This is a genomic window from Maribacter corallii, from assembly GCF_047345415.1.
GTDB lineage: Bacteria > Bacteroidota > Bacteroidia > Flavobacteriales > Flavobacteriaceae > Maribacter_C.
In genome coordinates this window covers 1-25,695 of the sequence record NZ_JBLFEP010000005.1, presented here as the reverse complement: position 1 = coordinate 25,695, position 25,695 = coordinate 1, and the positions used below count along the sequence as shown (strand labels likewise).

Here is a 25,695-nt window from a genome sequence, read left to right as displayed (position 1 = left end):
CTGCAGGTACTTGCTAAAAGTCCATTTATAATCGGACCAAGTATTATTATAAACTACTAAATTTTAAGATTCTTCAATATTAAAAAAAACTCTATTCCGATAAAGTAGTGATACATTTTGATAGAATAAGGCATTTACAACTACTGGATTTCCTTCTTTATCAATTGCGTCTATTGTGTAATGATGTTTTCTGAAGTGCAGCCATGTGAATATGCCTTCTCCGATTTCAAAGTTTTTATTAAGAGGTTTAAAAACTTCCTTATGTCGGACGTAATCTAACTTTTTTGATTCTAAATACGCTTTTATTTTTTGAGGTTTTAAATCGGCGTTTGCAATGAAGAACCAAAACGAATAAGCTAAAATTAAACCAAAAATTATATAACCCATTTTGTTCGTTCGGCTTACTGTTTATTTATTGAGCTATTGTTCACAACGGTTGGGCTATGATTGGTGCGGCGCAGAAATCCATCGGATTTCCAGCTACGCGCTAAGCAAAAGCTTTTGGTTTTGTTTTTTCTTTTTTTGTTCTAAAGCAAAATCCCAAAGATTTTGCGACCTCATAAATATACACAGACCTTGGCTTAAAGACCGAAGTCCGGATTAATTATAGGTATTGTTGGCAAATCGTTTTTATTCCAACATGGGTGCAGGCATAATTAGACTAAGTCCATAAAAATAAATAATGCCAATTATAACGATTCCGATATAGCTTGGCTTAAAGCGCATTTTTTTTAATTCCGACCAGAGTGAATTTAGTTTTTCCTTTTCAGCTTGGATGACTTTTGTATTTGCCAAATAGTCCCCAAGCCTTCTTTCAGGATTAATAAGTCCGACTATTACTTCGATTGGCCAAATAATGCAAATTGTTAGATTTCTAATGAAACATTGCAATTCACTTGCTGGCCTTTCCGTTTTTCGGTCCATTACTTGATAACCCATAATACGTTTGGCTGGACTTTTTCCATTCAGAATGTCTTTGTTTAGGTAAATGAAGAATGGGAGAAACATTAAACTTAATACAATCCACTTATTTAAATTCTCTTGGAATTGAAAAAGAATAATAAATATCAAAACCCCCAATGGAACCACCGTAAAAGTCATAAAAATATGGTCTAATAACATACTTGAAATCCTATGAAATCTCGGATTGATGCTTGCAAGTTTATTAACCTCTTTATGTCCAATTCCTTTGTACTTGGTTTCACTCATTTTAAATGTTTGCCAACGGTTCGGCTAAGCGTAGTGCGGAGGCAAGGAAACTTTTCGTTTCCGTCTGCCGACGTAGCTAAAGCTTATTGTTTTGCTTTTTCTTTTTTTGTTCAAAGCTAAATCCATAAGATTTAGCGACTTTATAAATATACACAGACCTTTGCTTTTAGCCCTAAAGTCCGCATTACGTTTAGGTTTTGTTGTAGCCAGTTTTTTCCGCGCTGTGTTTTCCCCACGCCACAACTTGTACTCCGTCTGAGTATTGAACTTTATCAGGTTTTCCTTTGATTAAATTCTTAAACCTTGGGTAATTAAATTCAAGTTTTTGTAGTTCAATTTCATTTATTTCCCACTCTAAATGATGAATTTCAAATGCGTTGATTGATTTGTCAGTATCTTGGAAAAGAGCATATCTTTCTGTTAACCATTTGTCCAGTTCCTCTTTTTCATTAATTTTTTCCCCAATTTTGAAACCCAATCTCAGGTAATCGTTAAATTCCGAGTTTGTAGATGAGTATTCGTTTTCCGTTCTCTCCATTTTTGAAAATCGGTAAGGGAGTTCAGACATTCCTTTCGCAATTTTACAAGACAAACTTTTTCCACCTTCTATACTCAAAAAATATACTCCTGTTTTACTATTTGATTTTACATAAGTTCGAATATTAATTTCATCAAAATCCGAAATAGGAGGGAAAGAAGGTAGGTTTTTCGGTCTTATCTTTTCCATTGTAAAAGCAACAACCGAAATCCAAGGTTTTCCGTCAAAAAGGTCAATTTCTAATTCTTGCGGGACAAATTTTTTGAGCTCATTTAGTTCCACTTGCCAATGAAGAAATATGGTATTATTCCACTCTTGATAAAATTTCCAACCTTCTGGTGGTATTTTCCAAGGTCTATGGTCTGAAGTGTTTAATATTTCTTGGATTGTCATTTTTTAAATTGGCTACAACGGTCTCGTATAACCGTCAGTTACGGGTTAATATGCGTTAATTTTCGGTTTGGCACTGACTTTAGCAATTCCGAATGGATTCGGACGCAGTCGAATCCGCCGTAATTGCGGTTATACATTGTTGCCCACAGTATTTTTTTAATCGAAATCATAATCGTCAAAATCTGATTCTCCTCCACTACCATTTCTATATCGAAAAGCTAGAATTCCGATTACTATAATTGTCAATATTATCGGAAAATATTCTCGCATTATTTTAAAAGTTTTTTCGGAACTTCATAACTCGCTGCATATAACAATTCCTTTCCACTTGCTTTAAATTCCGTAAATGCTTTTCTGTACCATTTTGGGTCAGTTGCAACAGTATTAAAATCTTCAACAATCAGAACGCCATAAAAATCTCCGTCAATCCAAGGTTCAATTCCGTAAATTCCAAGTCCATTTTTTTCTACTCGGTCAAGTACAATTTCAAAGTCAGATTCCGAGAAATAATAAATCGATTCAGAGTCGAATCCGTCATTCAGATTTTCAAGTCCATTAAATACGCTGGTTTTTAAATATTCCAGTTCTTTCATTCGGTCTTCCTCGCTGTAATTTGATAATTCCAATTCCGCTTCCTCAAAAGTTTTCGGTTCAGTTTTCTTTTTTGAGTTACAACTCAATGTTAAAAATCCGATTAATATTATTTGAAGCAGTTTTTTCATATTGTGGGCAACGGTTGAGCTAAGCGTAGTGCGGGGGCAAGGAAACTTTTGGTTTCCGTCTGCGCACGAAGCTAAAGCTTATTGTTTAGTTTTATTTTTTTCTTGTCCAAAGCTAAATCCATAAGATTTAGCGACTTCACAAATAAACACAGACCTTTAGATTTAGCCCTGAAGTTCGCATTACGTTTAGGTTTTGTTGTAATCAGTTATTCTTGCGTTCGAGTTTTAAGTCCTCCATATTTTTATTCAATCTTCGCAATTCAAAAAGTAACGAATCTGTATTATGTTGTCCGCCAAATAAGGACTTTACTTCGTTTATTGCTTTGCTAAAGACATCTTCATAATCATGAGAATCTTCTTCTACCAATGTTACTGACATACCAGTTTCGATAAATTCATTTGCCGAACCCATTTTAATTCCAATCGACTTACCGCCTAGAAGTCCTAAATTCTTTGAATAGAACTTTGAGTCGAGCGGAATTTGAATCTCGTTATTGTTAATTTCACAAATCAAATTTACGGTTCCATCTTTTCCTAAATTTATTTCAACAACTTGTCCGATTTCAAGTCCATTCACATCCAATTTCGATTCCGTTGTCAGTCCATCCGCGTTTTGTGTATTCACAATTATTGTCCGACCATTTTTTGAACAGGAGACCAAAAAAACTAATAAAAGTGAAATTTTAAATAGGTTTTTCATAATTGATTACAACGGTCTCGGCTATGAGTAGTTGCGTGGTTTAGCACTTAACTTTGCAAGTACACACCAAGTTGGAAATTCCGCAGGAATTTCCAAAGTAGGCGAGAACAAGCAATTACTTATAGCCATTGTTGTAAAACGTTTTTATTTCAGCCCTTTTATAGTTTCTTTCAAGTCTTTAAGTTCAGACCTCTCTTCATTAATTTTTCTAATCACAAACTCAAGTAACTTTAATATTTTCTCTGATTTTTCAAGACACTCTTTTTCTGTCAGCGAATGAAGTCCTTCTGATGTTTGGTTGTACAACAACTTAATTGGATTATCTCCCAATACTTTTAACGAGTTTGGAAGGTGTTGGAATATGTTGTCATAAATAGTACTAACTTTTGGATTTTCATTATGCTTATCAAGTAATTTCTGAATTTCAGCTGTATGTGAGTCAGGTAATAGTTTTATGCTCTCTACAATATTTATTAATTCTTTTTCTATGATTCTTCTAAAATATGCGAAGGACCCGATTCCAAAATTTTTATCGAGAGCATTTATTCCTTTGAAATACCATTGATTGGTTTCTCTGTCAAAATAGTTGCTTATTATTTTATTTGGAACTCTCTTAATTTCAGGAAAAGCTCCTACTTTTTGAATGTAAATGTTGGTATTTGGGTGTTGTTCTGTATTCTTTTTGTGAAAAGCAATATTATGAACGTTATCAATAATGTTTGAAATCGGTTTATTCGAATAAACATTTAGGTCGAAATAAATATGATATTTATTGCAAGACTTACATTTTCCGATTGCTGTAAATATGAAGTTCAGTTTTCCATCAATAAAGTGGTCATCGTGTATTAAATCAGCTCTATGACTACCAAAATAATCCTTTCTTGCTTCATCTAAATCCAATTCAAATGTTCTGGTTGCCTGTTCATTTTCACACCAATATTCAAATGTCCTGCCAACAAAGTCAATTGGGTCGGTGAAATCTTGATTCCCAATATAATAGTCCTCTAAAAGAGTATATTCTTTGTAAAGTCCATAATTAGTAAGAAATTCTTCCATTGGGTTTTGTCAAAATGTTTTACAACAATTGTGTATAGTAACAAGTTACTATATTCCTATTTTACGAATACTAATCTAAGGGATTTTTAATGTCTTTGAAAGTGTTGGTCGCCACATGGGTGTATATTTCTGTTGTCTTGCTAGAACCATGTCCTAAGAGGACCTGAATTTGTCTTAGGTCAACACCTGATTCCAATAGGTGTGTAGCAAAACTATGCCTTAGCATATGTGGTGTCACCGTCTGACGTATGCCTGCTTTGGCCGCTGCCCTTTTAACTATGCTTAATACACTTTCTGCACCATATTTGGATGCCTTCCGCCCTTCGAAAAGATATTCTTGAGGCTTCCATTCCTTAAAATAAACACGTAGATCCTCTAAGGTCGATTTTGATAATAAAGTTTGTCTGTCCTTTTTCCCTTTACCACCTCTGACCATAACCAACATTCTTTTACTATCTATATCGGTTATTTTCAGGTTTAGAAGTTCACTGCGACGGAGACCAGAGCTATATAGAAGTTTTACGATGCATTTGTGTTTGATATTGTTCGTGTTTTCAATAATAGAAAGTACCTCGTCTTTCGATATCACTTGAGGAAGTTTTGATTCTTTCCTTGGTCGTTCAATCTCGTAAAATCGATTGGGCATTCCCAATACCACCTCATAATAGAATTTGATGGCGTTGATCGCTTGATTGACATATGAGTTGGATGAATTTTTCTGTATAAGGCTTTGTAGGAATACTCTAATGTCACCCTCATCGATAGAATTTAGTTCTTTGTCCTTGTGAAAATTGATGAACATCTCAAAGAAGGTCACATAGGTCTTGATGGTACTGTTTGCATATCGCTTTAGTTCTAGTTTTAATAGATACTCCTCAGGACAAAGCCTGTAATCGGTGATCGGCTTTCTTTTCCTGAACCAGGCTACATCAACGGTTTCGTTTTTTCTATTTACCGGTTTATTGATTAAAAAACGATTGTAGTTTATCCATACCACGCCCTTAAAAGTATTGAAAATAACCCCAAGATTAGCTTTAGTATTGGGTATGTAGGCCATGTTGTATCGTTTACTCCACTTAGGGTTTGGAAGTCCCTTGACCAAATTCTGTATTAGTTTATCCGGTGAGAACTTTATGCCTATCATCTTCTGATTGTTGATCATGAGATGGTACAGTGTTATCGATTTCATGGAATTCATAGTACAATGCTAATTAGGATTTATAAACTAAATAGTATATTATAAGTATAATATACTGGTAGTTTTATGAGCACGAAAAAATGTCCAATTTGCAGTTCTACAGTAAAAGGTCGCACAGATAAAATATTTTGTTCCACAAAGTGCAAATCAATTGACCAATATGAAAAACGCCAAAAAACCGAGGCCTTCTATTTTAAAGTTGAAAGGCAACTTAGAACCAATAGGAAAATATTAAGGAAGTTTAATAAATCCGGCTTTACTACCATTCGAAAATCCAAACTGATAGAAGATGGGTTTAACCCTAAGTTCTTCACACACTATTGGAAAAACCAAAAAGGAGACGTCTATTTATTCGTATATGAATATGGTTTCTTAACAAAGAACGAAAGCGGCAAAGAAAAATATGTTCTGGTCACGTGGCAGGATTATATGGAAAGATAGTTCACAAAACTTTATGACCATTTGACATGAAATACAGCCAATAAAAAATGGTTGTTGAAAAGTTGAATCTGATGTACCCGAGATAAAGAAAAAGGGTCTTCAAAAATTGAAGACCCTTTAATGATTTGTAGCGAGAGAGGGACTTGAACCCTCGGCCTCCGGGTTATGAATCCTAAGACATTTGTTTCGATATGGTCTTAAATGATTTTATAATAATCTGTTTATAAGTTATTTATGATTTTGGACATACTTTTAAAAACCATCAAGTTTCATGTAAAAACACAAAATGTTGTACATATGTTGTACATAGATTTCGTATATTTAGTTATCAAATCAAGACGGTATGGCAACTGTGAAGATAGTATTGAGAAAAAATTATCAGAAGAAGGACGGAACTTTCCCGATTGCTTTGCGATTAACTAAAGATAGAAAGTCAAAATTTTTATTTACTGGGGAGTATGTTCTAGAAAAAGATTGGGATAAGATTAAAGGGTTGGCAAAAAAGAGTCATCCTACTTTCTCACGACTTAATAACATGTTACTGAAAAAGGTTACCGAGGCTCATGATATGGCTTTGGAAATAGAGGCAAGCGAAAAAAAACAGTCCGTATCGACAATTGCCAAAAAGATTGTGGGCGAGGACAAATATGATTTTTTCAAAGTAAGTGAAGTTTTTCTTGTAAATCTTTTAAAACGAAAGAAATTCAATCAGCATTACAATCAGGAAAAAAGGCTGAACATATTCAAATCATTTTTGGGGAGAAAGGAACTTTCTTTTACGGATCTAGGTGTCACCTTGTTAAAAGATTTCAAAGCATATCTCATACACAAGAGAAAGGTTGCTGAAAGAACAGCAATAAATTATTTAATGCTAATTCGAACCATCTACAATTTTGCTCGAAAAGAATACCATGTTGATGATAGAAACTATCCATTTGGTAAAGGCAAAATCCAGATTAAGTTTCCCGAAAGTGAAAAGATTGGATTGAATAGGGAAGAGGTCCAATTACTTGAAACGGCAAACGGATTAACACCTGCCCAGCAACATGCGGTAAATACTTGGCTCATGAGTTTCTATTTTGCCGGTATTCGAGTAGCGGATGTACTTCAACTAAAATGGTCCGATTTCATAGATAATCGGCTTTATTACCGAATGGGAAAGAACAAAAAACTTGTTTCGTTAGCAAATCCTGAAAAAGTCGAAAAAATATTGAACAACTACGTTTCTTATCGAAAAAAGAAAGATGATCTAATCTTTCATTACCTGAAAGGTACAAATCTAAAAGATGAAAAACGCTTGGCTACTCGTATCAAGACTATAAATCGAAATCTAAACAGGCGCTTAGAAATAGTCGCAGAAAAGCTAGGTATCGAGAAAAAACTCAGTATGCACATAGCCCGTCATAGTTTTGGTAATATTTCCGGAGATAAAATCCCTATTCAAATGCTTCAAAAGCTTTATCGGCATTCTTCGATTACAACGACTGTTAATTATCAATCGAATTTCATGCACAAGGAAACGGATGACGCTTTGGAGAAAGTTGTGAACTTTTAACTAGACTTTCAACTTAAAAAATTGTGTTCTGTCGATTTATGGACAATAAAAATAAATTAATCGTTAACTTTTGGAAATAGAGTACATTAAAAAATCTCTCAACAATCTGAAGACCTAAGCAATGCAAGTCGTTTGTTTACAAGAAGAAGCTTTTTACGCCCTGTTTGATAAGGTAATCGAACATGTAGAAGCTAAAAGAAAAGATAAGCCAGTAAAATGGATTGATGGCGAAGAGGCTATGCTTTTGCTAAACATAAAATCGACTACTACTTTACAAAAATTGAGGAATGTAGGAAAAATTAGGTTTTCACAACCTCAAAAGAAAATTATCCTTTATGATAGGGACTCAATAAATGAGTACATTGAAAAACATGCACGTGAAACTTTTTAAGATATGAGCGAGGAAATCAAAGTTGATAGGGATTATTTGGAAGCGTTTAATCTTGGCTATGAATTGGCGATTGAATTGGATTTAAAATCGCCAATGTCTAAGGATTTGGATTCAAGAAATAATCGCATGAAAGCTATGCAAGCCGGTATGATTCAATATACATTAGAAATCGTCAAACCCAGTAAAAAAGAAATTGATCATTCTTTAGATTTTAATGACAATGGTATTATCAAAAAACGCGATAATCAAAATGGTAAAGGATTTGACTTATCTATTTGATTGCTAGAAACATATATTTAAATTGCGTTATAGGGTTATAAATATCCCTTCGCCTTAGCAATTTGTATTAGTTCACGGTTAGATCCTTCAGATATCCCAAAAAAATTTTTTATATTTTTCTTCCTTCTTTCTATACTAGCCATGGAAAGAGGAAGGTGCTTCGGTAGGTTCTTCATTTTTTCACCAATAGAAATATAGTACAAAATTTTTCTGTCAATGGCACTTAAATCTTCAACATTAGGAGTAAGCATCGATAATATCTTCTTTATTTCATAACTAAATGATTGGTTGTTATTTAAAACTTCGATAATTGAATTAAAAAGTAACTCGGGGGTAATTTCAGATTTGATAATAAATCCATCTGGATTTAGATTTTTCAGGATCCCTTGAATTCTCAAATAATCGTTTAACATCGTCAAAACGATTATTTTTATTTGAGGATAGATTTCTCTTATTTTTTTACCCAATTCCTCACCATTTTTCACAAATGTATTATCTGATTTTCTAAAGTTGATATCTAACAGAACTAAATCGTAAGAAATAATACTATTTCTTTTTAGTAGATTAAGTGCTTGATCACAATCAGTAGCTTTCCCAATATTCCACTGGTAGTTTTCAGCGTACATTTTTAAAGTAAGTTCGTAACCCCAAATCGTCATTGGGTGGTCATCTACGATTAGTAAGTTTATTGTTTTTGGAAACCGAATAAGCTCATTAAAATCTCGCGAATCACCCATGCTTTTTTGAATTTTACTCGTCTAATGTATTTCTCATCAAGTTGATTTCATGTCAATCTGATAAAATAATGGTTGGTAAAAACTAAATAAGTGGATTGGCGTAGGCAAGGTTGTTTACTAAATATACTAATCAAATTTCTAAATACATTCCCAAAACCAAAATTTGAGGGTAAATCCATCATGATCATATCAAAACCGGGCAAAATTTTGAGGTTTTGTCAGATTTGGACCAAATTCAGATTCAAATTTTAGAGTGGTAGATTCATTTCTATTAAAATATAAGGTCTAAACACCCTTACTTCACACTGAGAATCCCCTTTCGTCCAAAAGGATTTTATTCTCCTTTTTTGAGATAAAGAATCAAATACCTCTTTTCAGCTATTCTTTACGTATATCAAATAATTTGAATGAAAATATCAATTTCTAGATTTAGATGAAGTTATTCGAAAACAGGAAGAACTTGAACCTCTGAAATTAGTTTTTATTTTGTGTGGAAAATAGAAAAAGAATATTTGCTCTACTAATTCACATGTTTAAAATTAAACTTACACTATTTACCTTTTAAATATAACTTTGGCAAGCTACATAAAGGAAAACTACATGTCATATGGATGTCCTCCCTAAATGATAATTTTCCGAAAACATAAGGTTAAATAGAATCAAAATTTTAGGGGCCATAAAAATGAGGGTAAATCCATCATTTTTATAGCCCCTAATTTCTTACATTTAGATAATTAAAAGTCCTATCAAATTAAGAGGTGCCCGATGTGATTCGGAACGGCGTAGCCCTATCCTCTACAAACCACCAAAGTTTATAGTTTACTGCTTAGTCTAAGTTCTTTATAGAATAAGACTGATTACCTGATTGCGTTAACCAATTTTTATTGTTAAACTTAACGTAGATCGGGCGCGAGAAGCTTTTTTTAATTTGTAACCTATTCGATAATGACCAATAAATATTGTGGTTGGCGCGTACTATATGTTAAATCTCAACATGAAAAAAAAATAGATGCTTTGTTAAAGGAATCTAAATTGGATTCGTTTCTTCCTACAGTTAGTACTGTCAGACAGTGGAGCGATAGAAAAAAGAAAGTGATAGTACCTCTCTTTCCCTCCTATGTTTTTCTTAATGTGAATTCCAAAGAAGAATTTTTTACGGCCTTAGATATAAGAGGAGTCTTTAAATATCTTCGAGTAGGGAGTCAATATGCTAGGTTGAAAGATGAGGAGATATACAGGATTAAGCAATTTCTAAACATGGACGCGGTATCCGATATTAAGGTAGTAAAAAATTCTCCAAAAGTTGGAGAGAAAATGATAATTAATTATGGCCCTTTATCTGGTCTTGAATGTAAGGTTATCAAGAAGAAGAATGCTAACAGAATTTTTGTTAGAATCAATTCCATTAGAAATAGCATTAGCGCCTCTTTGCCTATTTCTTTTTTGACTCCTATATCTCCCAAGACTTTAATTAAATAGGGGTTTTGATGATGTTTAAAACCTCAGGACTTTCTTTGGAATAGGTAATAAAGAATCAGTTTTCATACAATTTTGCTCAGTTTTTAGAGAAAATCATACCGCAATATTCAAATTGAAAAGTGAATATCATATCGTTTTAAGGAGTATCCATGTTTTATAAAGTATATAGTATTTAAAGTACGATGGTAGAAAAAAATATACACATGACCTTAATTGATTTATTTAAAGAAAGAAGTCAATTATTGGATGTTGGTATTACTTTTATTAGAGGAGTGAATAAAGAGGAGTTTTTATCATATGCTGGCTTGTATGAGTCCGCTCTTAGCATACTAGCCTTTATGCAAAAACGGGGAATCGAACCCAAGTCAGAAATCATTATTCAATTGGAGAACAATAAAGATTTTTTGATAGTTTTTTGGGCTTGTATTCTAGGTGGTATTATACCCATCCCTGTGACCGTTGGGTTAAATAATGAACATTATACAAAGCTATTTAACATATGGAAAATTTTAACCAATCCATTTATTTTTGGTACCAAAACCAATCTTGAAAAAGTTAAAAAATTTGCTTTTAATAATGGTCTTGAAAAGAGCTTCATTGGTATGGAAAATGGCTTTCTTCAATTTAATGAAATCACCTCAAGCGACAAATATCCATGTCTATATGAGGCCAATGAGGATGACCTTGCATTTGTACAGTTTTCATCTGGTTCAACAGGAGAACCTAAAGGAGTGATGCTAACTCACAAAAATTTAATTACCAACCTTCATGATATAAGCAAATCGGCTAATTATTCTATACAGGATAAAATGTTGAGCTGGATGCCTTTAACACATGACATGGGATTGATCGGTTTTCATCTGAATCCATTATATATAGGGATGGACCAATATTTGATGCCAAGTAATCTTTTTATTAGAAGGCCATCTTTATGGCTAGACAAGGTTTCTGAACATAAGGCAAGTGTTATATGCTCACCCAATTTTGGTTACCATTATCTACTTAAGCACAGAAATGATTCTAGTGAGAAAAACCTGAATTTGTCCAGCGTGCGAGTCTTATATAATGGAGCGGAACCAATTTCTACTAAACTGTGCAAAGAATTTACCACGACATTCAAACAATTTGGATTAAAAGAAAAATCTTTACGACCGGTATATGGACTTGCCGAAGCATCATTGGCAGTATGTATGTCAAAGCTAGGAAAACCAATTAAATCAATTCATTTGGATAGAAATCAATTAAGTGTAGGCGATGAAATTCAAGCCTTACCCTTGAATGAGAGTGGCGTGTCATTTGTAAATGTTGGAAGTTGTATTGAGAATTGCAACGTGCGAATTACAAACAATTACGATATTGAATGCCCAAAAGAAGTAATAGGGAATATACAAATCAAGGGAGATAATGTTACTTCAGGTTATTATAATGATATGAATAAGACAAAGGATGTCTTTTCTAAAGATGGTTGGTTGAAAACGGGTGATTTGGGTTTTGTTCAAAAAAATTCATTATACATTACGGGAAGAGCTAAAGATATTATTTTTAAGAATGGTCAAAACCTATATTCACATGATATCGAACGAGTAGCCGAAAATGTGAATGGTGTTGAGTTGAACAAAATTGCCGTTGCCAGTTTCTATAATGGAAGTATACAAGAAGATGAAGTCATTGGCTTTGTGATGTACCGCCAAAGTATTTCTACTTTTATTAGGGTAGTAGATTCTCTGAATGCCACAATATCTGAACATTTTGGATTTCAGTTTTCATATGTCATTCCACTAAAAAAGATTCCAAAAACCACTAGTGGAAAATTGCAGAGATTTAAACTTTTAGATCAATATAGGAAAGGAGTGTTTAATTCTATAAAGGCGGAATTGGATTTCGAATTGAAATCGTCTACCACTTCCTCAGTGTCTAATTTTCAGTCTATAAGTGAGTTAGAATATAAGTTACAACTGATTTGGAAAAAGGTTCTTGGAATAAATAAAATTGGATTAACAGATAATTTTTTTGCTATTGGGGGAAATTCTTTGAGACTCGCTGAAGTTAGCATGCATATACATAAGGAATTTCACGTAGAGATTTCGTTAAATGTGTTATACGAGAATCAAACAATTACTTTGATAGCCAAGAAGCTTAGTAATTGTAAAAAGCAGAAATATGAACCAATTCCAATCACAAAAGAACTAGAGAATTACCCACTTTCATACGCTCAAGAAATGTTGTACTACGCCTGGGAAGCAAACAAGCTCTCGGTAGCATATAATAACCCTTCCTCGTTCTTGATTGAAAAGAGTATTGACGTTAAAATTTTACAAGATTGTTTAGAATGCTTGATTAAAGACAATCGTATTTTTAAAATGACTTTTGAATTTTTATCAGAACCAAATTTCTATTTTCATGATTTTATAGATTGCAAGATTGACTCTTATTTATGTCTTGAAAGTGAACTGAACGATAAACTTAAATCTTTTATTCAACCATTTGACCTAAAAAGTCTACCATTGTTCCGAATAAAGATAATTAATGTGGAAGACAGATATTCTATTTTATTCTTGGATTTTCATCATATAATAATTGATGGAATCTCTGTTTATAAGTTTTTAGAAGACTTGTCCAAACTTTATGATGGAAAAGCATTAGGTAAGGAATTAATCGATTATAAGGATTTTGTAGTGTGGGAAAGAAACACCTTTGTTTCGGGACAATTTAGTGAACAAGAAAAGTATTGGTCTGCATATTTATCGGGAAATATCCCTATTCTAAACCTTCCAACTGACTTTATAAGACCTTCGATTCTTTCTACAGAAGGGGGTAAAATTGAGTTCACCATTGATATAGGAATTGTGAATCGGCTGAACTCTATCGCAAATACCCACTTCTGTACACCTTTTGTTTTAATATTTACGGTTTATCAGGTTTTCCTTTCAAAATTTTCTGGGCAGAAGGAATTAATGATAGGGGTTCCTGTTTCAGGCAGAAAACACCCTAGTTTGAGAAATATGTATGGAATGTTTGTCAATAGTATTGCGCTAAAATGCATAGTCAATGACAACGACACGTTTGTTGAATTACTAAAAAAACAGAATGATAATGTACGCGATGGACTAAATAATCAGGAATATCCTTTTCAAGAGGTAATAGCCAATATTGATAAGAAGCGAGATGTTAGCCGAAACCCAATTTTTGATACAATGTTCATTTTTCAAAATATGGTTTTACCTAATTTAAACATGGGCTCTTTAAAGTACTCCAAGAATTTTTTTGATACTGGTTATTCGAAATTTGATCTTTCCTTGGAAATTTTCCAGCTTGAGGACTCTTATGAATGTGCTTTTGAATACAATTCAAAACTTTTCAAAAAGGAAACCATTGTTCAGCTTACTGAGAATTTCCAGAATCTGATTATCCAAATTTCTGAATTTCCTTCCAAACGAATCTCTGAATTGAACATGATTGGCAAAACTGAATTCAACAAAAAGATTTTTGCTATAAATACCACAAAAAAACACGTTGAGAATTACACAATTCATGAATTGTTTGAACAACAAGTTGTAAAAACACCAGGTAATATTGCCTTAGAGTTCAATAATAAAAAAATAACATATGATGAGCTAAATGATCAAGCAAACCTTCTTGCGGATTATCTCGACAACCTATGTGGTGTCCAGAAAACAGTCGCACTAATCTTAGATAGAAACCCAAATTTTTTTGTTAGTATATTGGCGATTTTGAAATCAGGAAGGAGCTTTTTACCAATAGACTTTAACCTTCCAAAAGAGCGTATTAAATATGTAATAAATGATAGTAGATGCAACACCGTAATTACATGTTTTGAACATTCATCGAAAGTTGAACATATTGACGGCCTTACGTTGATTGATGTTGATAAAGCCGTACCAAAGGTTTTATCCAAAACTAGACGTTCAAAAAAAATGCATTTCAAAGATTTAGCTTATGTTATTTACACTTCCGGTACTTCTGGAGAACCTAAGGGAGTGATGGTTGAGCATAAATCACTTGTCAATTATACTATTTGGGCTGCAGATTACTATCTGGAAAAAGAAAAAACATCATTCCCTTTTTTTACATCTGCGGCTTTTGATTTATGTATAACCTCAATTTTCACCCCTTTGATAACCGGTAACAAGGTGATTATTTATGATGATAGAGAAAATGAAATATTAATACAAAATATAGTTCTTGATAATAAGGTTAATATAATAAAACTTACACCATCTCATCTGAAATTATTAAGAGAGAATAGGTCCACTGTTAATCAAATCAATGTCAAAAAGATTATTGTTGGGGGTGAAAAGTTGGATTTTCAATTAGCATCTCAGATTCATGAAATTTACGATGGTAGAGTCGAAATATATAATGAATATGGTCCTACAGAGGCAACCGTCGGTTGCATGATTCACAAGTTTGAGCCCTCATCAGAACCCAATAGCCAATCGGTTCCTATAGGGAAGCCTATTTACAATACGCAGATTTATATTTTGGATAAATTTTTAAATCCGACCCCAGTTGGGGTAGTTGGTGAAATCTATATTTCTGGAAATTGTTTGTCAAGAGGATACATGTTTAATGAAGAACTAACCTGTAGTTTGTTTGTCCCTAATCCTTTTGCGAAAGGCAAAAAAATGTATAAATCAGGTGATTTAGCCAAATACTTGATTGACGGGAATATCGAATATATTGGCCGTCACGATAATCAAGTAAAGATAAATGGTTATAGGGTAGAATTGTCTGCAATTGAAAAATGTATTAGAGCTCATAAGATGATTGAGGATGCCATTGTGACACTAAAAAAAATAGAAGGGAAAGAAATTTTAGTTACATACGTTAAATCAAAAACAAAGTTTGAAAACAATAGATTTAAGGAATTAAAGAATTATCTGAGATTAAAATTGCCAAGATATATGATTCCGTCTCACTTTGTTTCAATTAAAAATATTCCATTAACGAATAATGGCAAACTCAATTATGAGAGATTACCGAAACCAATAATTGAATTAGAGGTATCTGAGAAGAGAAGGCCAAAAAACAAAATTGAAGAATTATTGGTAAAAGCTTGGGAGGAAATACTGGCTGTAAATAACCTTTCGGTGGATGATAATTTTTTTGAACTTGGAGGAGATTCCATACAGGCCGTTAGAATTGCTTCCAAGCTTAGAGAAAATGGAATCGGAATAGAAGGCAAGGATATTCTTACTTTTCAAACTGTAGAGTTAATTAGTAATCAAGTTAAAAAATCAAAACCTCCCAACTCTATAGACCATGGGTTAATTGAAGGAGAAGTCGGGTTCACACCAATCCTTAGTTGGTTTTTTAACAAACGACATAAAAACATTAATAACTATTGCCAGTCAGTTTTACTGTTCCTAAAAGGAAATTTGGATATTACCATTTTAAAAGGTGTAATAAAAAAATTGACAGAACATCATGACGTCCTGAGATTAAATTTTAATAAGGATAAGAGTACTTTATTCTATAACAACTCACTCTTAGATTCTGAACCTGTAATTAAAGAAATATTTGTAAATAATCGTGAGGAATTAAACGCTGAACGTGAAGTTCTTAAGAAATCTATTGATATAGAAAGTTCATTACTGATTAAGTGCGCTATTTTAAACTTGGCAAATAGTGAAAAATATTTGTTTATTTCTGCTCATCACATTGCAATCGATGGTGTTTCATGGCGAATTATACTCACTGATTTTTATAATAGCTATAAACAGATTTCAGAATTTAATAGTATTAGTTTGCCATCTAAATCATCATCATTTATGGCTTGGAGCCAAAAACTAATTGACCTTTTTCATTTAGATAAATTTAGAAACGAGGTTGAATATTGGAATAGAATCGAGTTGACTAAATTTTGTTTAACTAAAAATACCTCAAAACAGAAGCCTAAAGTAAAAGATTTATCACAAATTCAAATGACATTTGATAAAGTATTTACACATGATTTACTTCTCTATGCACGTAAGGTTTACCGAACTGATATTTCAACATTGCTAATTTCTTCCCTTACATTAACTCTTAAAGAGTGGAACCAATACGACGAGTATGTTATGTATATGGAGAATCATGGAAGGTCTATTGAAGAGATTAATGTTAGTAATACGTTAGGGTGGTTTACTAGTCTATACCCTGTTCGATTAGAATACGAACTGGGCATAAGTAATCTTATTAAACGAACTAAAGAAATATTAAATGAAGTGCCAAATAATGGGGTGGGATATGGTATTAACAAATATTATAGTGCAGATTCAGCAATCGCAAAAGGCATTCCAGAAATTACCTTCAATTATTTGGGCCAGTTTGGAAACGAAGTTGAAAATGATGTTTTTTCATTAAATCCGACGGATTTTAGTTTAGACTCAGATCCTTTAAACTTTATTTCAGCAATGTGGGAATGGAATCTAATGATAATTGATGACCAACTTCATATGAGGATTGATTATTACAATAAGGCTTTTAACGAGTCAGACATGCATACAATAATCCATTTGTTCAAAAAAAATCTTTCAAAAATAATGGAGCATCTAAGAAGGGAAGATGATATACATTTAACTTCTTCTGATTTCGATACTATTGATTTAGATGATGAGGAATTAAAGGCTCTTTTTGATTAACACAACTTATTTATTACATAATTTCAACTTTTTTAATCAATTTCTGACTACCATTTGGAAAATGATTCATACCATTTTTGGAAGTGTGTTTATAGCAGGCTATACGATTTGCGATTCAAGTTTCGTTAAATTTAAATGTTCCCAAATTCAGAAAGCTATTGTCGTACAGCATATTGCTTATTATCTCCATTTACTTGATTATAGTTCAAAACTTAATCCAAAAAGTAACGAAACACCGGATTGCCGTTTGAAATCAATATCAAACTTCTGATATGTCATTAAAACGTCTTTTGCAAAGTTAAGAAACAAATAGTTCGTGTTTTGTACTACAAATATTAGCATACTTTTTTCGGATTTATAGAAGCTAATTTTTTTAACCACTGAATCATATAACAATGTTGTCAAACATCTTAAGCAAAGTAGGAAATACGCCAGTTGTTTCAATAAGGTCAGAATCAATGCCAAATATCAGAGTGTTTGCAAAACTAGAATTTTATAACCCAACAGGAAGTGTGAAAGATAGAGCGGCATGTTACATAATTAATAGAGCTTTGAATGAAGGTATAATTAATAAGAATACAGTGATAATTGAATCGTCCTCAGGGAATTTTGGAGTTGCCCTGTCTGCCCATGCAAAACTTAATGGTTTACGATTTATTTGTGTAATTGATAAAAACACTTTGCCCGTCAATGAAATGTTAATAAAACTACATGGGGCAGAAATCATAAAAATTACCGAACCTGACAAGTATGGCGGCTATTTGATGAATAGAATAAAAAAAATAAAAGAGTTGCTACATGAACGGAAGGATTTATATTGGGTTAATCAGTACGGAAATCCTCTAAATTCTGAGGCCTATTATTCATCTTTGGGTAAAGAAATATGCAGGGAAGCCCCAAGACAGCATGTGGAATATGTTTTCATGGGAGTCAGTTCTGGCGGTACGATTTCAGGAGTATCTAGACGAGTAAAAGAAGAAAACCCAAATGCTAAAATAATTGCAGTCGATATTTACGGTTCAGTTATTTTTGGAGGCCGCGCGAAAAAAAGATATATACCAGGAATCGGTTCAAGTATGAAACCCTCTATCCTTGAAGAGGCATTAATCGACGATGTTATTATGGTTAGTGAATATGAAACAATTTTGTCCTGCAAAGAGATTCTAGAAAAACAAAGCATATTTGTTGGAGGGTCTTCCGGATCGGTGTATGCCGGAATTGCTAAATATTTTAGAAACATAGAGGTGAATCAACCGATAAATGTTATGTGCATTTTTGCCGATAGGGGAGAGCGGTATATTGAAACTATCTATAACGAAAAGTGGTGCGAAAGAATCAAAGAGCATTCTGAAGTTATGAAGACAGTGTTGAAATAACCTTTTTGAGTCGCTTAATTGTGATTTTACGAAACAATCTAAAAAAATTGCAAACTATTTTCCAAAGATATTTAGTTTGCCCAAAGTACCAAAAAAAGTTAATTGATAATATATGATTTACATAAGTGAAAAACGGTTAGAGGCAACCTCTGTTGATTGGATTCAAAATATAAATGTTATTGAAGAGTGTTTGGCATGCCTTGATAAAGAAGACTTTTCACAACCCATAAAGCCTTACCTGAGATATGGAGATTTTAATAACAGAATAATCGCTATGCCCGCTTTTGTAGGTGGAAATATCAATATGTGCGGCATCAAATGGATTTCAAGTTTTCCTGATAACCTTAAACATGGTATTCCCAGAGCAAATTGTGTAGTAATTTTAAACAATCCGAAAACAGGTCAGCCTATTGGGATAATAAATACTGCAAAAATATCCTCAATAAGGACCGCTTCAGTAAGCGGATTTGTTATTAGAAAATACCTAGATAGTCGAGGCAAAAAGAGGGATTTGAAAATAGGAATAGTAGGATTTGGTCCAATTGGACAACATCATCTTAGCATGTGTTCTTTACTGATAGGACCCCAACTCACAAAAATATTTTTATTTGATATTAATGGGATAGACATGGAGAGCATACCTTCGAGGCTAAGAAAACGTATTGAAATTGTTGAAAGCTGGGAGCAGGCTTATGATGATTCTGATATTTTTATAACCTGCACGGTATCGAAGGAAAGATATATTGATAGGGAACCTAAATCTGGGTCACTGCATTTAAATGTTTCCTTACGAGATTATAGTGCTTCAGTATTCAAGTGGTTTGAAGGTGCTTTTGTTGTTGACAATTGGGAAGAGGTCTGTAGGGAAAATACAGATATTGAGATGTTTCATTTAGAAAAAGGTTTACAAAGACATGAAGTAAAGTTAATTCAAAAATTAGATGCTCAATGGATTGGTTCATTGGCTGATGAGCAGGCTATTATGTTTAACCCAATGGGTATGGCAATATTTGACATTGCTATTTCCAAGTATTATTTAGAAAAAATTAAGTTGGAAAATAACTCCTTAGTTTTAGACTGAGCTAGAACCTTAGGAAAATTGAACGGAGGAATTACTTACTTTATCTTTAGAATTTGGAAACTAAAAGCAATCTGAGCTATCAGGTTGAGCTTAGGAAAGAGTAATAGATATTTCTAATAGATATAATTGAGTCTTAATAAGAAATATCTTGGGCTTATAACAAATTGGTCAATAACGATTGTAATGTTTGAAAACGATTTATATCAAGGTGTACTTATTCAGTAACAATAATAAAAAATAATAAACGTCAAAATATTGGACAGTTTGCGTAAAAACATTTTACAGTGGTTAGTACTTCCTATTTACAAAAAATTAGTTAGTGTGTTGATAATCAATTGAATGTGGATTTGGCATAAAATTAGCCTTAAAATCAATAATATTTTTCAAATGAATTATAAAAAATATACTTTATTGCTTTTTGCCTTAATTAATTTAGTCTCTTCGTTTACTTTTTTTGTTATATCCCAGAGTTCTATTAAGACTTTTGAGGTTGATGGTCAATTAATAGATATTCGAAAACTAAATAAACAAATTGAAAAGATTTTGGATGAAACGGATGTTCCTGGTTTGTCTTTTGCTGTTTTCGATGAAGGTCAAATTGTTTTTCACAATTCATATGGTTACAAGAAATATGAAACTTCTAAAAATGGATTACAGGTAGGTGATGAAAGGGTAAACAAGAGAACCGTATTTGAGGCATGTTCAATGTCAAAGAGTTTTTTGGTATTTGCAGTTCATAGATTGGTTGATCAAGGTGTGCTAGATTTAGATAAGCCTTTGTACGATTATCTTTCTTACCCAAGACTTGAACATGATAAGAGGTACAAGCTGATTACAAGTAGAATGGTCTTGACACATTCTTCAGGTTTGGAGAACTGGCAGTTTTACAATAATCCGGATACACTGGAAATACTGACAGAACCAGGTCTAGAGTATAACTACTCTGGTGAAGGATATATTTATTTGTCCCTAGTTTTACAAGAAATTTTAGGAAAAAACATTGAGATTTATATGAAGAACCTAGTTTATAAACCACTTAACTTAAAAAATACGTTCACGACTTATTCTCAAAACGGCCGTAAACCTAAGAACTACAGTTATGGTCACAATGCCTTTAAAAAATCTTTACCAAAGGAAAAGAACACTTATCCTGAAGTGGCTTCTATGATAAGTACAACTGCGAGAGACTATGGTAAACTTTTGATTGGAATTTTCGGAGGAAACTATTTATCAAAGGATAGAATGAATAACCTAACACAAACTGGGATAAAATTGGGAGAGGATACAGGATTAGGAGAGAAGTTTTATTATGGGCCTGGTTTTCAAATACTGTATACAAAGAGGGATACTGTTCTTTACCAGCGTGGTGACAATGATGGGTTCCGAGGGTTCGGATTTTATTCTCTCTCCAAAAAATCCGGGTATACAATGTTTGCTAATAGCGATTCTGGAGATAAGATTCTAAAAATACTTGATGATATAACCCTCAAGTATGATTTATTCGGCAGTAAAAACCAATATCCAAATTTGGAATTCACGATTCTGAATGTTTACAACGAAGAAGGGTATTTAGCGGCGTTGACTAAATTAAGAAGTGTAATTTTAGATACAAATTATAAAGTTGAAACTAATAATTTGGAAAGTCTAGGAAAACTTTTTCTTTTTCAGGATCCCAAGTTGTCCGAGCAAATTGCCATCGAATATATGAAATTGCATCCTAAATCTATAGGAGCAATTGTTTTGTTCGGACGTTCAAAAATGGAAGATCATCGTTTTGAAGAGGCAATCGAGGAATTTAAAAAGGCTAAAGAATTGGACAAATCCAATAGTTCAAATATTGACAAACTTATAACGAGGTGTTATGAACTACTCAATTGAAAATAGGAGATGTTTTGACTAAGAGAGCTAAAAAAAACAAATTTAATTAATTCGAAATGTTAAAATACATCCGAAATATAAAGCGATCAAAAATCAGTTTCATAATAAATCTAATTGGGCTTACAAGTGGCTTGGCATGTATTCTTCTTATTTATCTTTGGGTTAAAGATGAACTTGAACATGATAAGTTTCATAAGGCGGATACACATCTCTTTCAAATGATGACTAGCAGGATGGTGAATGGAGAGTTTCAAACCGATTCTTATACTGCTATGCCCATGGTGAATATTTTTTCAGAGTCATTCCCTGAAATAAAAAACTCGGTTTCAATAACTGAGTCGTACTCAATGAATAAGTTAACTGTTAATGAAAATGACATTACGTCAAGAGGCATTTATGCTGATAAAGATTTTTTTGAATTCTTTACGTTTGATTTATTAGCAGGGAGTCGTGAAAGTTTACTTGGCGATAAGTATAACATTGTTCTAACAGAGGAATTGGCAATAAAACTTTTCGGTACAATAAAAGATGTAGTCGGTAAATCTATAAAATTTGATGAAAAAGATCAATTTGTAATTTCGGGCGTGATAGATAATATTCCATCGAACTCATCCATCCAGTTTGATTTTGTAATCCCCTTATCACTATATGAGGAACATTCTGGCATAGAGCTAACATGGGGTGAGAATGTGGTATCTGGTTATTTTTTGGTCCAAGAAGGTACAACTACCACTCAGCTGAATAGTAAAATGCTGAAGTGGTTGGAAGAAGAGGGTGTTGATATTAGTAAAACTAGGATTTTTACACGACGTTTCTCGGATGGATATTTGTATGGAAATTATGAAAATGGAATTCAGCAAGGAGGTAGAATTGATTATGTAAGGCTATTTATTATTATTGGAATTGTTATTTTATTGATTGCATGTATCAATTTTATCAGCTTATCGACAGCGGTTGCGTCAGACAGATTAAAAGAAATAGGAATAAAAAAGGTTCTTGGCGTTAAAAGAAAATCTATTATTATTCAACTTCTTGGTGAATCGACTTTGTTAGCACTAGTATCATTTTTTATTTCTCTTTTATTAGTGTTTCTATTTTTACCGTCATTTAATGAAATAGCAGGCAAACAAATGACTTTAAATTTCAGTTATGACTTGATATTGCCCTTTTTACTAATTGTGTTAGTCACAGGAGTGCTATCTGGTATTTATCCAGCTATTTATGTTTCTAGTTTTAAACCGGCAGCAATTCTTTCCAATAACGTTTCTGGCGTTGGAGGTAAGGAGTGGGTTAGAAAGGGATTGGTAATCGTACAGTTTACCACATCAATCATATTAGTTGTGTTCACGATAGTTGTGTATTATCAATTTTCTATGATTCAAAACAGGAACTTAGGTTATGATAAGGACAATGTATTGTACTTTGAAATGGATGGGGAAGTCATAAAACGAAGGGAGGCATTTCTTTCGGAATTACGAAGAATCCCCGGTGTTACTAAGGCATCTAGCGTTTTCATATTTAAAGAAGGCCTTTTGGGGAATGATATGGTAACAAACGATATAAACTGGCCAACGAAGTCGCCAGATGAGACTTTCTTAATAGAATATAGGGTGGTTAACTATGATTTTATTGAGGTTTTGGGAATGGAAATGATAGAAGGTAGATCATTTTCTGAGGAGTTTACTTCTCCAAACAATGATGTGTATGAGGTCTTGCTTAACGAAACAGCGGTAAAATCTATGGGCTTAGAAAATCCTGTTGGGCAAAAAATAAATATCTGGGGAGGCGATAAGATAATTGTTGGAATAGTGAAAGATTTTTCAGAATCCATCTATGACGGAAATGTTAAACCAATGGTTTTTATGCACTTAATAAATCGAGGTTTTGGTGCGTTTAACACAATTACCGTAAAACTGGACAATAGTTTTGAGGTGGCTAGAACGATAAAGGACATAGAAAGCTATTATAGTCAATTTAACCCCAACTTTCCGTTCAATTACAAATTTCTTGATCAAGATTATCAAAGTCTATATGCTGCAGAAAGAAAGCTATCCATATTGTCAAAATATTTTGCAATACTGGCCATTCTTATCTCTTGTTTGGGATTATATGGGTTGACTGCTTTTACCATAAATAAGCGGAGAAGAGAGATAGGTGTTAGAAAAGTAATGGGGTCAAGTGGATTCCAAATTATGATTTTGTTGTTTAAGGATGTTTCAAAACTCGTGCTAGTTTCCTTGTTTTTAGGTATTCCTATTTGTTATTTACTTGCTCAAAATTGGCTCGAGAATTTTTCAGTTCGTATTGATTTGGAACCATGGTTTTTCGTAGTATCTGGTGGATTGTTTTTTGTCCTGATGATTATTGCTTCAGGTTTTCAAGTAGTTAGAACACTGTCAATAAGTCCGTCGATAGTATTACGAAATGAAGCTTAACTATTATTCTTCGATTTAAGTTCCAATAGCACCACATTACCTAGCTTAGTTTGAATTGATAGGTTTCACTTAAAAAAAATCTATCAAATAATAATCATCTATGCCTATCTATATCATAAATTTTATAATATGAGTTTCAAAGTATCAAAACGTAATGTACAGGATATATTTGAGCTGAATCTAACTCAAAAAGGTATGTTATTTCATTATTTGAAAGATGTCGATTCAAATGTGTATAACATTCAATTAGTTCTAGAAATTGAGGGGTTATTGAATGTTGATTTGTTTGAAAAATCTATTTTTGAAGTGGTTCGGAATAATGAAGTTTTAAGATCGGTGTTTACATGGGAAAATATTAATAGACCGCTTCAAATAATTCTAAAAAATGTAAGCGTTAAGCTAAAGGTTCAAGATTTATCCAATGAAGGCCAGCTAAATACTTTTTTGGAATTATATTTTGAAAAAGATAGGGAAAAAAGGTTTGACTTAACCAATAAAGCAATTCGATTTGGAATGGTTAGACTTTCGTCCGATCGTTGTTTATTTCATATTACTCATCATCATATTTTATATGATGGTTGGAGTACTGGAATATTGTTAAAGGAATTATTTACTATTTATGAGGCGTTGATTCATAATAATGAACGAATAATTCTTCCCAAGACTAGCTATAAAGAAGTTCGGAAAAGCCTGAAATCAATAACAACCTATGACAATGGTAAAAAATATTGGTCAGATTATTTAAAGAACTACAGTATTACCCATTTAAGTATTCAAAAATCAAACGATTACAGTGGGTATAATTTAAGAAAAGTCGCTTTGTCGTTTGATGCGGACCTTGAAACGTTTTCCAGTACTCATAAGGTTACCAAAGCATCTATATTTTATGCTGCATATGCGATATTATTACAGAAATACCTTTATACTTCGGATATTATTTTTGGGACTACCGTCTCTTGCAGGGAAACAAAAAAAAACAATAGTGATGCGGTAATGGGTAACTTTATAAGTACCATTCCTTTAAGAGTGTCAGAAAATGAGGATAGGACACTTAAGGAAATTGTAGTGTCGGTACATCAAGATTTGATTGAAAGACTTTCATTCAGTAATACTTCTTATTTTGAAATAAAACAAGTCATGGGATTAACCCATTCTGACAACTTGTTTGATTCTGTCATCGCTATTGAAAATTATCCTTTGGACAATAATATATTTAACCTTAACGATGATTATAAAGTAAAATTTAAATCAGTTTATGAGAATGCAGCTGTACCTCTTTATATTACAGTATTTTTTGATAAGTCCTTAAGGATTGAGTTTGTTTATGATACAAAGAAATTTCCTAATGGGGTAATTGACAGATTGTCTAAGCACTTACAATTGATAATAGAGGAAATTTTAGATAATCCTTTTAAGAAACCTAAAGATATTAATATTTTATCCAATGATGATTTAAAAGATTTGCACGCTTACAATGATACGGCGGTGGCCTATCCCTTGGACAGGACGGTCATCGACCTTTTCGAGGACCAGGTCGAGAAGGCTCCTGATAGTGTAGCTGTTTTTAATGGTGGTGAAAGTGT

18 protein-coding genes are annotated in these 25,695 nt (G+C 32.9%); 10 read left to right on the top strand and 8 right to left on the bottom strand.

What is annotated here, in order from left to right; genetic code table 11:
• Window positions 1–63 precede the first annotated feature (63 nt).
• The 7 genes from ACKWCA_RS17540 to xerA form a co-directional block, all read right to left on the bottom strand.
• Entirely contained in the window at window positions 64–387 is a 324-nt protein-coding gene (locus tag ACKWCA_RS17540; RefSeq protein WP_413979526.1) for a hypothetical protein, read from the bottom strand.
• Between the two features lie 243 nt (window positions 388–630).
• Window positions 631–1,209: an RDD family protein gene (locus ACKWCA_RS17535; RefSeq protein WP_413979525.1), complete on the bottom strand. Its 579-nt coding sequence runs from the start codon at window positions 1,207–1,209 to the stop codon at window positions 631–633.
• Window positions 1,210–1,399: 190 nt separating this feature from the next.
• The gene (locus ACKWCA_RS17530; RefSeq protein ID WP_413979524.1) at window positions 1,400–2,140 is read right to left on the bottom strand and encodes a YqjF family protein; all 741 of its coding nucleotides are present in this window, start codon (window positions 2,138–2,140) and stop codon (window positions 1,400–1,402) included.
• Between the two features lie 269 nt (window positions 2,141–2,409).
• Window positions 2,410–2,862: a hypothetical protein gene (locus tag ACKWCA_RS17525; RefSeq protein WP_413979523.1), complete on the bottom strand. Its 453-nt coding sequence runs from the start codon at window positions 2,860–2,862 to the stop codon at window positions 2,410–2,412.
• Window positions 2,863–3,064: 202 nt separating this feature from the next.
• Window positions 3,065–3,562 (bottom strand): MlaD family protein, encoded by a 498-nt coding sequence (locus ACKWCA_RS17520; protein ID WP_413979522.1) that lies wholly within the window; start codon window positions 3,560–3,562, stop codon window positions 3,065–3,067.
• A 144-nt stretch (window positions 3,563–3,706) separates the two neighbouring features.
• Window positions 3,707–4,618 (bottom strand): hypothetical protein, encoded by a 912-nt coding sequence (locus ACKWCA_RS17515; protein WP_413979521.1) that lies wholly within the window; start codon window positions 4,616–4,618, stop codon window positions 3,707–3,709.
• Between the two features lie 70 nt (window positions 4,619–4,688).
• Window positions 4,689–5,816: a site-specific tyrosine recombinase/integron integrase gene (gene xerA / locus ACKWCA_RS17510; protein ID WP_413979520.1), complete on the bottom strand. Its 1,128-nt coding sequence runs from the start codon at window positions 5,814–5,816 to the stop codon at window positions 4,689–4,691.
• A gap of 784 nt (window positions 5,817–6,600) precedes the next feature.
• Here xerA and ACKWCA_RS17505 point away from each other — a divergent pair.
• The 3 genes from ACKWCA_RS17505 to ACKWCA_RS17495 all read left to right on the top strand — a co-directional run bounded on the left by ACKWCA_RS17505 (window position 6,601) and on the right by ACKWCA_RS17495 (window position 8,482).
• Window positions 6,601–7,812, top strand: coding sequence for a tyrosine-type recombinase/integrase (locus tag ACKWCA_RS17505; RefSeq protein WP_413979519.1), 1,212 nt, complete (start codon window positions 6,601–6,603; stop codon window positions 7,810–7,812).
• 121 nt (window positions 7,813–7,933) lie between these two features.
• Window positions 7,934–8,203, top strand: coding sequence for a helix-turn-helix domain-containing protein (locus ACKWCA_RS17500; RefSeq protein ID WP_413979518.1), 270 nt, complete (start codon window positions 7,934–7,936; stop codon window positions 8,201–8,203).
• A 3-nt stretch (window positions 8,204–8,206) separates the two neighbouring features.
• Complete coding sequence (locus ACKWCA_RS17495; protein ID WP_413979517.1) at window positions 8,207–8,482, top strand: hypothetical protein; 276 nt, start codon at window positions 8,207–8,209, stop codon at window positions 8,480–8,482.
• A 35-nt stretch (window positions 8,483–8,517) separates the two neighbouring features.
• Here ACKWCA_RS17495 and ACKWCA_RS17490 read toward each other — a convergent pair whose 3' ends face one another.
• Window positions 8,518–9,219, bottom strand: a complete 702-nt coding sequence (locus ACKWCA_RS17490; RefSeq protein ID WP_413979516.1) for a response regulator — start codon at window positions 9,217–9,219, stop codon at window positions 8,518–8,520.
• 945 nt (window positions 9,220–10,164) lie between these two features.
• On the opposite strand from ACKWCA_RS17490, the gene ACKWCA_RS17485 reads away from it, so the two are divergent.
• The 7 genes from ACKWCA_RS17485 to ACKWCA_RS17455 form a co-directional block, all read left to right on the top strand.
• Window positions 10,165–10,698 carry a UpxY family transcription antiterminator gene (locus tag ACKWCA_RS17485; protein WP_413979515.1) on the top strand — a complete coding sequence of 178 codons (534 nt, stop codon included), beginning with the start codon at window positions 10,165–10,167 and terminating at the stop codon, window positions 10,696–10,698.
• Window positions 10,699–10,901: 203 nt separating this feature from the next.
• Complete coding sequence (locus ACKWCA_RS17480) at window positions 10,902–17,342, top strand: amino acid adenylation domain-containing protein (protein ID WP_413979514.1); 6,441 nt, start codon at window positions 10,902–10,904, stop codon at window positions 17,340–17,342.
• A 395-nt stretch (window positions 17,343–17,737) separates the two neighbouring features.
• Complete coding sequence (gene sbnA, locus ACKWCA_RS17475) at window positions 17,738–18,718, top strand: 2,3-diaminopropionate biosynthesis protein SbnA (RefSeq protein ID WP_413979513.1); 981 nt, start codon at window positions 17,738–17,740, stop codon at window positions 18,716–18,718.
• Window positions 18,719–18,830: 112 nt separating this feature from the next.
• Complete coding sequence (locus ACKWCA_RS17470) at window positions 18,831–19,799, top strand: 2,3-diaminopropionate biosynthesis protein SbnB (protein WP_413979512.1); 969 nt, start codon at window positions 18,831–18,833, stop codon at window positions 19,797–19,799.
• 387 nt (window positions 19,800–20,186) lie between these two features.
• Complete coding sequence (locus tag ACKWCA_RS17465; RefSeq protein ID WP_413979511.1) at window positions 20,187–21,677, top strand: serine hydrolase; 1,491 nt, start codon at window positions 20,187–20,189, stop codon at window positions 21,675–21,677.
• A 56-nt stretch (window positions 21,678–21,733) separates the two neighbouring features.
• Window positions 21,734–24,112 carry an ABC transporter permease gene (locus tag ACKWCA_RS17460; RefSeq protein WP_413979510.1) on the top strand — a complete coding sequence of 793 codons (2,379 nt, stop codon included), beginning with the start codon at window positions 21,734–21,736 and terminating at the stop codon, window positions 24,110–24,112.
• 129 nt (window positions 24,113–24,241) lie between these two features.
• Window positions 24,242–25,695, top strand: a 1,454-nt coding sequence (locus tag ACKWCA_RS17455) for a condensation domain-containing protein (protein ID WP_413979509.1), incomplete at its 3' end; no start/stop codon positions are given.

Bases quoted from the DNA above. Each gene is read 5' to 3' on its own strand.
- ACKWCA_RS17540 (WP_413979526.1), bottom strand. From the start codon at position 387: ATGGGTTATATAATTTTTGGTTTAATTTTAGCTTATTCGTTTTGGTTC.
- ACKWCA_RS17535 (WP_413979525.1), bottom strand. From the start codon at position 1,209: ATGAGTGAAACCAAGTACAAAGGAATTGGACATAAAGAGGTTAATAAA.
- ACKWCA_RS17530 (WP_413979524.1), bottom strand. From the start codon at position 2,140: ATGACAATCCAAGAAATATTAAACACTTCAGACCATAGACCTTGGAAA.
- ACKWCA_RS17525 (WP_413979523.1), bottom strand. From the start codon at position 2,862: ATGAAAAAACTGCTTCAAATAATATTAATCGGATTTTTAACATTGAGT.
- ACKWCA_RS17520 (WP_413979522.1), bottom strand. From the start codon at position 3,562: ATGAAAAACCTATTTAAAATTTCACTTTTATTAGTTTTTTTGGTCTCC.
- ACKWCA_RS17515 (WP_413979521.1), bottom strand. From the start codon at position 4,618: ATGGAAGAATTTCTTACTAATTATGGACTTTACAAAGAATATACTCTT.
- xerA (WP_413979520.1), bottom strand. From the start codon at position 5,816: ATGAATTCCATGAAATCGATAACACTGTACCATCTCATGATCAACAAT.
- ACKWCA_RS17505 (WP_413979519.1), top strand. From the start codon at position 6,601: ATGGCAACTGTGAAGATAGTATTGAGAAAAAATTATCAGAAGAAGGAC.
- ACKWCA_RS17500 (WP_413979518.1), top strand. From the start codon at position 7,934: ATGCAAGTCGTTTGTTTACAAGAAGAAGCTTTTTACGCCCTGTTTGAT.
- ACKWCA_RS17495 (WP_413979517.1), top strand. From the start codon at position 8,207: ATGAGCGAGGAAATCAAAGTTGATAGGGATTATTTGGAAGCGTTTAAT.
- ACKWCA_RS17490 (WP_413979516.1), bottom strand. From the start codon at position 9,219: ATGGGTGATTCGCGAGATTTTAATGAGCTTATTCGGTTTCCAAAAACA.
- ACKWCA_RS17485 (WP_413979515.1), top strand. From the start codon at position 10,165: ATGACCAATAAATATTGTGGTTGGCGCGTACTATATGTTAAATCTCAA.
- ACKWCA_RS17480 (WP_413979514.1), top strand. From the start codon at position 10,902: ATGACCTTAATTGATTTATTTAAAGAAAGAAGTCAATTATTGGATGTT.
- sbnA (WP_413979513.1), top strand. From the start codon at position 17,738: ATGTTGTCAAACATCTTAAGCAAAGTAGGAAATACGCCAGTTGTTTCA.
- ACKWCA_RS17470 (WP_413979512.1), top strand. From the start codon at position 18,831: ATGATTTACATAAGTGAAAAACGGTTAGAGGCAACCTCTGTTGATTGG.
- ACKWCA_RS17465 (WP_413979511.1), top strand. From the start codon at position 20,187: ATGAATTATAAAAAATATACTTTATTGCTTTTTGCCTTAATTAATTTA.
- ACKWCA_RS17460 (WP_413979510.1), top strand. From the start codon at position 21,734: ATGTTAAAATACATCCGAAATATAAAGCGATCAAAAATCAGTTTCATA.